General features: G+C 60.5%; 10 protein-coding genes and 1 pseudogene. 8 read left to right on the top strand and 3 right to left on the bottom strand.

Translation table 11 applies throughout. From position 1 onward, the window contains the following. Positions 1–54: 54 nt before the first annotated feature. The 8 genes from MJ601_RS13860 (at position 55) to MJ601_RS13825 (ending at position 9,572) form a co-directional block, all read left to right on the top strand. The gene (locus tag MJ601_RS13860) at positions 55–486 is read left to right on the top strand and encodes a VOC family protein (RefSeq protein WP_242127388.1); all 432 of its coding nucleotides are present in this window, start codon (positions 55–57) and stop codon (positions 484–486) included. Between the two features lie 4 nt (positions 487–490). Then, positions 491–1,753: an acyl-CoA dehydrogenase family protein gene (locus tag MJ601_RS13855; RefSeq protein WP_242127386.1), complete on the top strand. Its 1,263-nt coding sequence runs from the start codon at positions 491–493 to the stop codon at positions 1,751–1,753. 23 nt (positions 1,754–1,776) lie between these two features. Continuing rightward, positions 1,777–2,328, top strand: a complete 552-nt coding sequence (locus MJ601_RS13850) for a flavin reductase family protein (RefSeq protein ID WP_242127384.1) — start codon at positions 1,777–1,779, stop codon at positions 2,326–2,328. Between the two features lie 56 nt (positions 2,329–2,384). Continuing rightward, positions 2,385–3,806, top strand: a complete 1,422-nt coding sequence (locus MJ601_RS13845) for an aldehyde dehydrogenase family protein (RefSeq protein WP_242127382.1) — start codon at positions 2,385–2,387, stop codon at positions 3,804–3,806. Between the two features lie 14 nt (positions 3,807–3,820). After that, positions 3,821–4,720: an HpcH/HpaI aldolase/citrate lyase family protein gene (locus MJ601_RS13840; protein WP_348635583.1), complete on the top strand. Its 900-nt coding sequence runs from the start codon at positions 3,821–3,823 to the stop codon at positions 4,718–4,720. Next, a complete protein-coding gene (locus MJ601_RS13835) occupies positions 4,720–6,867 on the top strand; it encodes an acetate--CoA ligase family protein (protein ID WP_242127380.1) in 2,148 nt (715 codons plus the stop codon). Before MJ601_RS13840 ends, MJ601_RS13835 begins: the two co-directional genes overlap by 1 nt. Next, entirely contained in the window at positions 6,867–8,534 is a 1,668-nt protein-coding gene (locus MJ601_RS13830; RefSeq protein WP_242127379.1) for a thiamine pyrophosphate-binding protein, read from the top strand. Before MJ601_RS13835 ends, MJ601_RS13830 begins: the two co-directional genes overlap by 1 nt. Before the next feature lie 123 nt (positions 8,535–8,657). Continuing rightward, positions 8,658–9,572, top strand: coding sequence for an SDR family NAD(P)-dependent oxidoreductase (locus tag MJ601_RS13825; RefSeq protein ID WP_242127377.1), 915 nt, complete (start codon positions 8,658–8,660; stop codon positions 9,570–9,572). A 365-nt stretch (positions 9,573–9,937) separates the two neighbouring features. On the opposite strand, the pseudogene MJ601_RS13820 reads toward MJ601_RS13825, so the two are convergent. From MJ601_RS13820 to MJ601_RS13810, 3 genes and pseudogenes are all read right to left on the bottom strand, one after another. Continuing rightward, positions 9,938–10,629, bottom strand: a pseudogene (locus MJ601_RS13820) (transposase); the annotation flags it as partial. A 22-nt stretch (positions 10,630–10,651) separates the two neighbouring features. Next, complete coding sequence (locus MJ601_RS13815) at positions 10,652–11,122, bottom strand: MaoC family dehydratase (protein ID WP_242127375.1); 471 nt, start codon at positions 11,120–11,122, stop codon at positions 10,652–10,654. Beyond that, entirely contained in the window at positions 11,119–12,324 is a 1,206-nt protein-coding gene (locus tag MJ601_RS13810; RefSeq protein WP_242127373.1) for a CaiB/BaiF CoA transferase family protein, read from the bottom strand. Before MJ601_RS13810 ends, MJ601_RS13815 begins: the two co-directional genes overlap by 4 nt. Between the last annotated feature and the right edge of the window lie 20 nt (positions 12,325–12,344).

Below are 12,344 nucleotides of genomic sequence, written 5' to 3'. Positions count from 1 at the left end.
CCGTCAGCTGGCAGGCGCGGTCAACGCGTCGGGCCGATTTTCGGGTGAAAAGCGATGACAGCGCGGTTGCTGGAACATTATAATATTCGGACCACGCGGTTCGAGGAAACGGTTCATTTCTACACGGCAGTCCTGGGTCTGAAGCGGGGGCATTACCCCGGCCGTATTTTGCCGGGCGCGTGGATTTACGACGAGAAAGATGTTCCGGTCGTCCACATTGCCGACATGAACCCGTTCGACGAAGAGTTGCTTCGCAAAGCCGATGCGCAGACGGTGGGACGGCCGGTCACCACCCTGCATGGCAGCGGAGCCATCGATCATATCGCGTTCCTTGCCGTCGATTACGTCGCGTTCTGCAGGAAGTTGGACGAGATGAGCCTCGTCTACAAGCCGCGGGATGTCCAGGACGGCCTCCGGCAAATTTATATTTTCGATCCGAATGGCATTCTGATCGAGCTCAACTTTCACGAATCCAAAGAGGGCTGACGCCATGAAATCGGACCCATTTGCTCTGAAATCGAGTGCGCCTCTTGTCGACACGTCCAAAGCGATGCCCCGGGACGGCGAAGCCGGCACACCAGTGGGATATGCGGCGCTGATTGAGCGTGCCGAAGCACTCGTTCCCCTGATTGCAGAAAATGCGGCTGAGGCCGAACGCATCGGTCGCACGCCCGACCTGGTCGTCGCGGCGATGCGGGATGCGGGCCTGTTTCGGATGGTGCGTCCCTCGGCATTTGGCGGCTATGCGCAACCGCCCGAGATTTTGTTCGACGTCTGCTCAATAGTGGCGCGTGGCTGCATGTCGACGGCCTGGGTGCTCGCCAATCTTGCCGTCCACGAACTGTATATGGCGTTATGGCCACGCCACGTCCAGGAAGAGGTGTGGAGCAATCCGGATACGCTGATCGGTTCGACCTTCGTGTTTCCGGCGGGCCGGGCGAATAAGGTGGAAGGGGGTTATATCGTCAACGGCCGCTGGCCCTTTTCGAGTGGTATCCACCCCTGCGACTGGACCATCAACGGCGCGATCGTGGCGGGCGAAGACGGCTCGCCGCCCAGTCAGCGCTATTTCCTCCTGTCCCGCGACCAGTATGACATATTGGATACTTGGCATACCGAAGCGCTGCGCGGAACGGGCAGTACGGACGTCGCCGCCACAGATGCGTTCGTGTCGGAGGACAGGACGCTAGGCTATGTCGATCTCGTACAGGGCAAGGCGCCGGGGCTCGATGTGCACAGCGAAGCCTCTGTCCGTTTCCCCTTCTCGGTCATGGGGGGGTTCGTACTGCTGTCCGCCGTCTACGGCTCGGCGCGAGGCGCTTACGAGAGGTTCGTCGAAGAAGCCAAGACGAAGATCACCAAATCGTCGGGCAAGGGCTTGGCGGCCGAGCCGACGTTCCAATCTAAGGTGGCCGAAGCCGGGGCACTGCTGGACGCTGTTGAAGCTCTCGTGCGCCGAAATTTTGCGGACATGAATGAGGTCATCGCCAAGAACGAACCTTTTACCGGACGTATGGCGTTTCGCATGCGACGTGACGCCAGTTTTTGCGCCAAGCTGACGGCGGAGGCGGCCGACCTGATATTCGCCCTCAATGGCGGATCGGCGCTCTACAAGTCCAATTCGGTCCAGCGCATGTGGCGGGACGTGCATGGCGGGGTGGCTCACATCGTTTTCCAGTGGGACGTTCATGGCGTGGCTTCCGGCAAGGTCGATCTGGGAATCCCGAGCGGCATGCCAGGCATGCTGGTTTAACCGCCCCAATGATGGAGGTTGCCATGACAAAGAAGTCCGGCGAGATTTCTCCTCGATCCGTTGCACCCCTGAACATTGACGTCGCGCAGGCGTTTCGAGGCGCGATGCGCCGTCTGGCCGCCACGGTAACGATCGTGACAGCGCGTCAGGGCGACGAATGGTTCGGCATGACCATGACGGCCGTCACCTCGCTGTCAATGGATCCGCCGACGCTTCTCATCTGCGTCAACCGAAAGACCCGCCTGCATGCGGTCCTCGCGGCGGTGGAAGGCGCGAGCTTTTGCGTCAATCTGCTGCGGCCCGGACATGAGGAGGCCGCCAGTGCCTTCGGCGGCAGCGTGGAGCCGACAGCTCGGTTTGGGATCGGCGAATGGGCCTGCGAAGACGGCGCTCCCTATCTGGTGGATGCGCAATCGAACCTGTTCTGCGACGTGACGACGGCCATCGCCTATGGCAGCCACACGATCTTCATCGGTGCGGTGCGGCAGGTTCGTCTCGAAGGTGATGTGGCGCCGCTCATCTATGGCGATGGTCGCTATCTTCCCTTTTCCTCCGATGTCGAACTGCCACACTGATGCTGTACCCTACGACGGCGGCGGAGGCGGCGCGAGACACCTTTGAGGCCGGCGGGTTGATCGGCGGCGAATGGCGCGTGCTCAAGGATATCCGGCCTGGCGAGAATCCAGCGCGGTTGTCGGATAATGTCGGACAGTTTGGCTGGGCGGACGAAGCAGACGCCCGTGCGGCGGTGGCGTCAGCGCGCGAAGCCCTGGCGCATTGGCGCGGTAGCAACCCGCAGGTTCGTTCTGACCTATTACGCAAAATCGGCGACACAATCCTAGCGTCGGCCGACACGCTGGGCACCCTGCTGGCGCGAGAGGAGGGCAAGACTTTTCCGGAAGCGAGGGGCGAAGCCATCCGCGCGGCGCAGGTGTTCCATTATTATGCCGGCGAGCCGCTTCGACATCCTGGTGCTTTCATGCCCAGCCTGCGGGAGGGTTTCAATGTCATCGTCGATTATGAACCGGTTGGGGTACTGGCGCTCATAACCCCTTGGAATTTCCCGCTTGCGACGCCGGCATGGAAAATCGCCGGCGCCATGGCTTATGGAAATACGGTGGTCCTGAAGCCTTCGGAATTCACACCCGCCGTGTCGGTCGCACTGGCCGCGATCATCCACGAGGCCGGCACGCCGGCGGGCGTCTTCAACCTGATCCCTGGCGATGGCTCCTTGCTGGGCCCGTTGCTGATCGATGAAACTGACGGGGTCAGCTTCACCGGATCGAGCGGAAACGGCCAGCGTGTGCTGGAGCGCGCAACCAAGGGCATGAAGAAGGTGCAGTTGGAACTGGGGGGCAAAAACCCCTTGCTTGTCATGGCGGATGCCGATCTGAACCTTGCGGTCGACGTCGCGTTACAGGGCGCGTTCCATCAGACCGGGCAGCGCTGCACGGCGTCAAGCCGCCTGATCGTGCAGGAGAGCATTCACGAGGAATTCGTCGCGCGGCTTTCGGCGCAGGTCGATGCGTTGCGTGTCGGCGATCCGCTGGATCCGACAACCCAGATGGGACCCGTCGCCAACGCCGCGCAGCTGCAGAAGAACCATACCTATGTTGCCGAAGCCGAACAGGCCGGCGCGCTGCGGGTAGCTGGGACCGATGGCGGGGCATTACCGCGGGGCGGACATTTCATGCGCCCTATTCTATTCGCCAACACCACAAACGCCATGACGATCAACCAGGAAGAAGTGTTCGGTCCGATCGCCGCGGTCGTCAAGGTCGGCGATCTGGATGAGGGGATCGCGACAGCCAATGACACGCAATTTGCGCTGTCGTCGGCCATCTGCACGACCAGTCTTTCCGTCGCGGAAGCTTTTCGTCGCGCGTCAAAGGCGGGCATGGTGATGGTCAACGCGCCGACGGCCGGGGTCGAATATCATGTGCCGTTCGGTGGCCGAGCACCGTCCGGCTATGGGGGGCGCGAACAGGGAACAGCCTCCGCCGAATTCTTCACGGAGATCAAGACCAGCTACATCAATCATGGATGCCGGTGAGAGACAATTAGAGGATGACCATGACCATGTGTGAAGCGCGCGCCCGCGGAGCACGCAGATCCAAGCTGCTTGTGCCCGGCGACAACTGGGAATTTATCGTGAAGTCGGCGTCGTCGGGCGCCGATATCGTTCATCTGGACCTTGAGGACGGCGTTACCGCAGCCAACAAGCAGCTCGCGCGCGACACCATCCGTCGCGCGCTGGACCAATGGCCTTGGAAAGCGGGACAGGAGGTCTGGATCCGCATCGCCCATTTCGATGAGGGAAATGCCGAACTGGACCTGACCGCTATTGTAGGGGGACGGCCGAACCTCATCTTCATGGCAAAGGCTCTCGATGAGGTCGATATGATCCGGCTGGACGGCATGGTCGCCCTAGCCGAGATACAATCGGGAATCGCGCGCGGTTCCGTAGAAATTGGCGCAGTGATCGAGCGGATAAAGGCCTTGTCGAATGTGAACGCCATTGCGAACGCTGTGCCACGTATGGGCGCGCTCGTCCTGGGCATCGTCGATCTGGCCAATGAATTTGGCTACCGCCTGACGAGCAGCCCCGGGGAGACCCCGCATACCGTCTATGCGCGCAGCCTGATCGTGCATGCCGCCCATGCCGCCGGCATTTCGGCGATCGATGCGCCGTTCATGTCCTACCGCGACCTCGATCAGTCAGAGGAGGATGCGGGCTATAGCGTCCGGCTCGGTTTCGACGGCAAATCGGCTATCTCGCCCAAACAGGTGGCGGGCATACACAGGGCCTATTCCCCCACCGAGAAGCAGATAGCCTGGGCGAAAAAGGTTATCGAAACGGCGGAAGAGGCGACGCGGCAGAACAAGGCGATATTCTCGGTCGATGGCCAGATCATCGAATTACCGCAATTTGTGCAGGCCGAGCGAATATTGGCGAGGGCGTCCTAATGGTGGATAAGCCCATTGCGCCCGATGCCGGGAAGATCGGTGAGGGAGTGCGCGCACTCATTCGACCAACGGGCGTCGCGCTCGTCGGCGTATCTGATGACCCGGGCAAAATGTCCGGCAACCCGATCCGGGTGTTGGCCGCTAGCCAATTCGAAGGACCGGTCTATCCGGTCAACCCGAAGCGGGACACGATTGGTGGCCATCGCGCCTACGCCAGTGTCGATGACATCGAGGGCAATCCCGACGTCGCTCTGATCGTCGTGCCGCGCGATGCGGTGGCGACGGCAATCGCCGCCTGCGGCCGTAAGGGAGTAAAGGCGGCGATCGTCATTTCCAGCGGCTTTGCCGAAACTGGCGAGCTCGGCGCGCAACGCCAGGCAGAACTCAAGGCGGTCGCCAAGGCAGCCGGAGTGCGGGTCGTCGGCCCCAATTGCACGGGCTATTTCAGCGCGGCGGGCAAATTGCCGCTGGGCACTTCGGCCGCCTTTCTGACCGGGCGTTATCGAGCCGGCAACATCGCTTTCATCACTCAATCGGGTGCGATCGGAACCGCGATGCTGACCCGCGCGGACGAGCGTGGCATGGGACCCAGTCTATGGTTTTCAACCGGCAACGAAATGGATCTGCAGGTGTCGGATCTCATGCTGGCCGCCGTGGAGGACGAACATAGCCGGGCCCTTATCCTGTACCTTGAAAGCATCCGCGACGTTCGGTCCTTCGGCGCCGCGTCACGGGTGGCTTTGGAGGCTGGCAAGCCGATCATCGCGCTGAAGGTCGGCCGTTCGTCGCTCGGTGCCGAGAAGGCTCAGGCACACACGGGCGCCCTCATCGGGTCGGACGGCGTTTATGACGGCTTCTTTCGTCAGAACGGCATCATTCGGGTGGACAACATCGATTCACTGTTGCCCGTTGCCGCCATATTTCAGTCGCGGCGCGACTGGGGCGGCGGCAAGGTTGGCGTGGTCAGCGTGTCGGGGGGCCTGGCCGTCTATAGCGCGGACTTGTTCGAGGAATTAGGCATACCGCTGGCCGTCCTAGCGCCCGAAACGCTGGGGAAGCTCGGTGCCACATCGGAATTCTCGACGCCTGGCAATCCCTTCGATCCGGCCGGCGCGGTCACGTCCAACCCGCAGATCATGATCGACTCCGTACAGGCCTTCCTTGAAGACCCTGACGTCGACGTCCTGGTCGTAGTCCTGCCCTTCGGCGTCCACATCCTGCGCGTCGTTCCGCCGGTCGTTGCCGAAGCCGCCAAGCGATCGGGCAAGATGATCTGTCTGGTTCGCTGGATGCCCGCCGATTATGGTCGCGAGCAGACCGACGCGCTGCGCGCGCTCGATATCCCAGTGTTCGAATCGCTCGACGAATGCGCGGCGGCTATCAAGGCGCGGACGGTTTGGGAGGCGGACCGAAAAGCCATCTTGAGTTCTCCTGCGGTTGGTTCATCGGGAGAGCTGTCGGTCTTCCCCAGCTCCGTGCCCCTTCTGGAAACCGAAACGCGCGCCTTGCTGGCCGCCTATGGCCTGCGATCACCGCGGGAAGCCGTTGCCCGGGGGGGGGGCGATGCACTCAAGGCCGCAACTGCCATCGGCTTTCCGGTCGTCATGAAGATACTGTCGCCCGACATCGCACACAAAACAGAGGCCGGCGGCGTGGTGCTGGGCGTGTCCGAAAGCGATGTGTCGGCGACATGGGACAGCATCGTCGCCAACGCCGCGGCCTATAATTCCGCAGCGCATATAGAGGGCGTTCTGGTCCAGGAAACTGCGCCGGAGGGTGTCGAGGTCATCGTCGGGGCCAAGCATGATTCGGCCTTCGGGCCGGTCGTGATGGTGGGCATGGGCGGGGTGCTGGCGGAGGCGTTGGCTAGCGTATCCATCCGCCCCATACCGCTTTCCCGCTTCGATGCCGAAAGCATGATCGACGAGGCGGGGCTTTCACCTTTGCTGGCCAGCGCTCGCCGCGGCAGGCCAAGCGATCGGGGCGCCTTGGTCGATGCGTTGCTGGCGGTATCCCGGTTGATGAACGACCATGGCGACCATATCGCGGAACTCGACGTCAATCCGTTGCGTGTGCTGCTTGAAGGCGAGGGTGTGATCGCGCTCGATGGTCTGATCGTGTCGCCAGCTGTCGAGGCCAGCAACTGATGGCAATGATCGCCGGAAAGCACGCATTCCTGGAACTGTTGCGACAGGAGGGTGTCGAGTATCTGTTCGGCAACCCGGGCACGACTGAGTTGACTCTGATGGACGCCTACGCGGTGGAGAAGAAACCGCAATATGTGCTGGCCCTTCACGAAGGGTCCGCCATGGGAATGGCGCATGGATATGCGGTGGCGACTGGTAAGCTCGCCGCCGTTAACCTACACGCAGCTCCGGGCCTCGGCAATGCGCTTGGCATGCTTTACAACGCCAAGAAAGCAGGTGCCCCTATATTGGTAACAGCGGGCCAGCATCATAACGACATCGCTCTGGCCGAACCTCTTCTGTGGGATGATCTCGCCGTCATGGCTCGACCCTATGTAAAATGGTCGACCGAAGTGCGCTCGCTGGAGGATTTGCCGAGAGCCCTGCATCGCGCCTGCAAGGTCGCGCTGACGCCGCCTATGGGCCCCGTGTTTCTGTCGTTGCCCGACAATGTCCTCAGCGACAGTGCCGACATCGACATGATGGCGCCGACGCGTGTGGGCAGTGGTCTGCGCGCCGATGCATCGGTCATCGCCCATGCGGCAGAGCTGATCGCTGCGGCAAAGGCACCGCTCATCTTCGCCGGCGATGCGGTGTCGAAGAGCTTCGCTCACCCCGAGCTCGTCGCGCTCGCTGAGCTGATCGGCGCGCCTGTCTATTGCGAAGCGATGGCGGACAGCGCGTCCTTCCCCGCGTCCCACCCGCTGTTTGCGGGGCTGGTTACCCGGCTCGGTACTGCGGTTCAGGCGCTGTCGCAACAGCATGACCTGGTCATATCGATTGGTGGCGACCTGTTCACTATGTCATTACCGACGGGCGCGGAAGCGTTCGCGCCGGGCACGCGGATCGTTCACCTGGATGTGGACCCGTGGGAATTGGGCAAGAATTTCCCCACGGAGGCCGCGCTGTTGGGCGACCCTAAGGCGACCCTGCCGGAATTGACTGCGGCCATCGCCGATCGCCAGGCCGATGGCGACCGCAAGGCGGCAAGTGAACGCCGGTCAACGATCGGTCAGGCGAGTTCCCAGCGGCGTCGTGCGGCAGTGAGCAAGGCGCAAAGCCTATACGGGGCCAGCCCAATCCAGCCCATGGCGCTGCTTCACCTTATCGGGGAAATCCTGCCCTCAAATGCGGTCGTTGTGGAGGAGATATTATCTTCCAACCCAGGATTGCGCGACCTAATCATCAGTGACGATCCGCAAAGCTACTACGGGCTTCGCGGGGGCGGCATTGGCATGGCGTTGCCGCAAGCGATCGGCGCCAAGCTGGCGATGCCCGACCGACCCGTCGTTGCCCTGTCGGGCGACGGCAGCGCTCTCTACAGCATTCAGTCTCTTTGGACGGCGATGAACCGGCGCCTAGCCATCCCGTTCCTCATCTTCAACAATCGATCCTATCGCATTCTGAAGCAGCGGACCAATGCTATCGGCGATCACGCCGCTAGGACCGGTCATTTCGAGGCGATGGATCTGATAGATCCGATGCTGGATTTTACATCCCTTGCAAAGGGGTGGGGCATGCCGGCCGTCCGCGTGGAAACCCTCCACGATGTAAGGGCGGCGCTACCGGCGGCGCTCGCCAGTGAGTTGCCGACGCTGATCGATATCGCCATCGACACGCGGCTCTGACGGGCCGTGAAGAGGAGCTTTCCCAACGCGGCTAAATTGGGCACTGCCAGATTGAACGTTCTTTCTGCTCGCCCTCAAATGAGATCGAACTCGGCTCCAGATGATGAGGATCTCTGAACAGTCATGACGAGCTCTTTCCAAAGTTCGCTACGCTTCGACGATCAGGTTGCCATCATAACTGGCGCGGGTCGCGGCCTCGGCCGCGAATACGCGCTTCTGTTGGCCGACCGTGGCGCTTTGGTGGTCGTAAACGATCTCGACGAGAGCTCGGAAGGTGGAGAGAAGGTTGGCCCCGCGGATGATGTGGTGCGAGAAATTGTTGAGAGGGGAGGGCGCGCCGTTGCGCACAGCGCGTCGGTTGCCACGCCCGAGGGCGCTGCCTCGATCGTAGAGGCGGCAGTGGCCGCGTTCGGAGGGGTCGATATCCTCATCAACAACGCCGGCTTCAATGTCCACGCGAGTTTCGCGCAAGTAGCAATCCAGGATTATCAGCACGCCCTTGATATACATTTTTTGGGTACCGTGCAGGTCACTTCGGCCGCGTGGAAAGAATTGTGCAAGCGAAATGGCCGCATCGTCAACACAATATCCGAAGGTATGCTCGGATCACCGGCGGTGATTACCTATGGCTCGGCGAAGGGCGCGGTGTTCGGATTTAGCCTTAACCTTGCCCTCGAGGCAGCTCCGCTGGGGGTCAGGGTGAATTCAATTGCGCCGCGCGCGTTTACGCGCCTATCTGAAGATTCGCTGGGGCCCAGCGCATTCGGCCTCCCCAAGGAGGCAATCGAGCAATTTAGATCGGCAATGCCGGCGCGGATGGTTGCACCGGTAGTGGCGTTCCTCGCACACGCATCTTGTCAACTGAACGGCGAAGTCCTTTGCACGGGGGGAGGGCACGTCTCACGCCTGGTGATGGTTGAATCTCGGGGTTACTCAGACTCAAATCTGACTCCTGAGGATGTCTCAGCCCATTTGACCGAAATTTTGGATATGAATGATATTATCGTTAGAGACGCGTCGTGGTCGCCTTCCTTCTGATGTGCAACGGCGTTTTCAATCCCATGTTCTAAAGTTGTTCGCTGGCAGCGTCGAACTGTTTATCGTATTCATGGATGCGCTGACCTGGCATCTTAGGTGCCCGTCCTCTAATCGCATATCACCTGATCAAGCCTTTTTATGGTATGGGTGTGTATGCCGGAAGCATGGTCGTCTTCGCGACCGATATAAGCCGACGCATGAAGGGGCATCGCGGACGATCTTTCTTATGTTTGGAGCGCATTGGCAGCCAGAAGGCCTAATGCAACGGACTCTGCGGAATAGAGCAGCCCACGTCCCCGCAGGGACAGCTGTTTACGCTCAACGCGCGGGTTAGGAACGGCTGTCAGGTCGCGACCGGGACTTTGTCGAACAACTCGTCCGATTGCAAAAATGGTATGCACGATGACGGCAAGCTTTCTGGCAGCGCGACGGTAGCGAGTTTGAAGGCGATCCGTTCACGGAGCCTCGTACCGCAAGTCCGTAAATCGCTATCAGCTCGGGCACGTATCAGGATGCCAATAGCGGCGTCGTAAAGCGGTCCGCGCAGATGTGCGTCGCCACGCCTCGAGATATGGCCATCATAATCGACTTCGCCCGATTTATAACGACGGGTCGTCAGTCCCAGCCATGCTCCGACCGATCGCGATCGCTTGAATTTTGCGGGATTTTCGGCCGCCGCGATGACGGCAGTAGCAGTTACTCCGGACGCCAACCCGAAGACCTTCAGCATTCCGCTTATCTGGTTCGAGATTTCGATGCCGATCCAGAAAAGCTTCGAACGGGCGTTGATCAAGATACGCGAGAGCATGCTGTCAAAGTCCTTGACGCAGACTTCACGGTAAAATCCCACTTCGGCCAGATGGGTCAGCCCATCGGCGTCGTCAGCGTCGGTATTGTTAGACGCCATATCGAGCGCAGCTTTTGCATGGCGGGCATCACTGCAGATCGCGGGCAGTCCTTGCGACGTGAGCGCGTGATAAAACCATACGGACAACGGACCTGTCTCAAAGACAACCTTTTCGGCGTCGGTTGCATGCTTGCGGATCAATGCAGCCAGCGCCTGGGACGGCCCGGACCGCTTATTCGGGCTTGCCTGCGACCATCCGCGTAACGACATAGGATAGAACCAGCAGGTCGTCCTGATTGAAGACCTTGACTTCGGATGCGACGATGGCGCGATTGCCCTTGCTGGTCGGCTTTATCAGAGTGACTTCGATGATCGCATGGATGGTGTCGCCCACCCTGACCGGTGCGTGCGCCTTTATGGCGACGTCCAGCAAAGCGAGGCCGACACCCTGGATGAGCGACTGGAACTGAAAACCTTCGATAATGCCGTAGGTCAACGCAGCGGGAATCAGGCGGCCCTGGATGGGACCGGCGTGCAGCGCGGACGCAGTAAACTGGGTTTCCAACATGCCGGTAACGTTGATGAAACTTACCAGGTCGGTTTCGGTGATGGTGCGCTCGTATGTACGGAACTTGTCACCCACCGAGACTTCCTGCCAATAGGGACCACGGCCAAGTTGGGTGATGGTGGTGGTATCGTTCATGCCGGTGTGCTTTCGTGTTGAGTGGGATGCCGAGGTTCGGACAGGACGGTATTGATCTCCTCCTCGGTTAATCCCGCTTCAGCCAGGATGATACGGCCATGTTCGCCGAGCCGTGGGGGAAAGTTGATGGGGAGACGCTCACCGTCGATCAGGACAGGCACACCCGTAAAGCGCACCTTGCCGATCTTCTCATCGTCCAATACTTCGAAAAAGCCGGTCTGGGCCAGATGTTCATCTTCCAGCAGATCAACGAGTTCCAGCATCGGTGCGGCCGGGATCTGAAGGCGGTTGAATATGTCAATCCACTCGGCGGTCGTCTTGGTCGCAATATGCTGGGCGGCAAGGGCATAGAGTGCATCGATATTCTGTGTTCGGCGCGAAATGCCGGTAAAACGCTCTTCGAATGCAATCTCAGGGGTTCCCACCTCGGCAAAGAAGTCCCGCCAATGCGCGTCGGTATAAGGCATGACGCAGATGTAGGAATCGATCGTCTTGTGCGGCTTGCGCGACGGCGACATAACGCGCGGATAGACTGGAGGCGCTAATGGCGGCACGAAGTGCGCGCCGTAAAAATGCTCCTGCAGGTTAAAGGCGACCATGGATTCGAACATCGGTATTTCGACATAGCTGCCCTTGCCTGACGCATCTCGCCCGCGCAGCGCAGCCAGGATCGCAATAGCGCCGATAACTCCGGTCGTCTTGTCGGCCATGATCGTCGGGAAATAGCGCGCCTCACCGCTTTGCTGGCGCATCAGCGCGGCGCTGCCGCAAAGGCCTTGGATAATATCGTCATAGGCGGGGCGGCCACCATAAGGTCCGGCCTCGGCAAAACCATGAAAGCCGGCATAGACGAGACGAGGATTGCGGGCGAGTAGCGCGTCAGGATCCAAACCCAGTTTCCTGAGCTTCTGCGGGCGCACACTGTGCATGAAAATGTCCGCAGTGTCGACGAGCTTCAACAATGCTTCCCTAGCCTCGGTACGTTTCAGATCGAGGATGATGCTGCGCTTGTTTCGGTTGGTACCCAGATATATCGCGGCCATCCCTGGTTCGTTTCCAGGGCCCGTGTTCCGCGTGGTGTCTCCTTGCGGCGCCTCCACCTTTACGATGTCGGCACCGAAATCGCCCAACCACTGGCTAGCAAATGGGCCCATCGCAACGGACGTGAGATCTATGACTTTTACGCCGGCAAGGGGCAGCATGACTTTCTCCGCGACTGGAA

The organism is Sphingobium trunci, from assembly GCF_022664535.1.
Classification (GTDB): Bacteria; Pseudomonadota; Alphaproteobacteria; order Sphingomonadales; family Sphingomonadaceae; genus Sphingobium.
This window is presented reverse-complemented; position numbering and strand designations above follow the sequence as displayed.

Excerpts from the sequence above, each read along its gene's own strand:
- MJ601_RS13860 (WP_242127388.1), top strand. The coding sequence starts at position 55 with ATGACAGCGCGGTTGCTGGAACATTATAATATTCGGACCACGCGGTTC.
- MJ601_RS13855 (WP_242127386.1), top strand. The coding sequence starts at position 491 with ATGAAATCGGACCCATTTGCTCTGAAATCGAGTGCGCCTCTTGTCGAC.
- MJ601_RS13850 (WP_242127384.1), top strand. The coding sequence starts at position 1,777 with ATGACAAAGAAGTCCGGCGAGATTTCTCCTCGATCCGTTGCACCCCTG.
- MJ601_RS13840 (WP_348635583.1), top strand. The coding sequence starts at position 3,821 with ATGACCATGACCATGTGTGAAGCGCGCGCCCGCGGAGCACGCAGATCC.
- MJ601_RS13835 (WP_242127380.1), top strand. The coding sequence starts at position 4,720 with ATGGTGGATAAGCCCATTGCGCCCGATGCCGGGAAGATCGGTGAGGGA.
- MJ601_RS13830 (WP_242127379.1), top strand. The coding sequence starts at position 6,867 with ATGGCAATGATCGCCGGAAAGCACGCATTCCTGGAACTGTTGCGACAG.
- MJ601_RS13825 (WP_242127377.1), top strand. The coding sequence starts at position 8,658 with ATGACGAGCTCTTTCCAAAGTTCGCTACGCTTCGACGATCAGGTTGCC.
- MJ601_RS13815 (WP_242127375.1), bottom strand. The coding sequence starts at position 11,122 with ATGAACGATACCACCACCATCACCCAACTTGGCCGTGGTCCCTATTGG.
- MJ601_RS13810 (WP_242127373.1), bottom strand. The coding sequence starts at position 12,324 with ATGCTGCCCCTTGCCGGCGTAAAAGTCATAGATCTCACGTCCGTTGCG.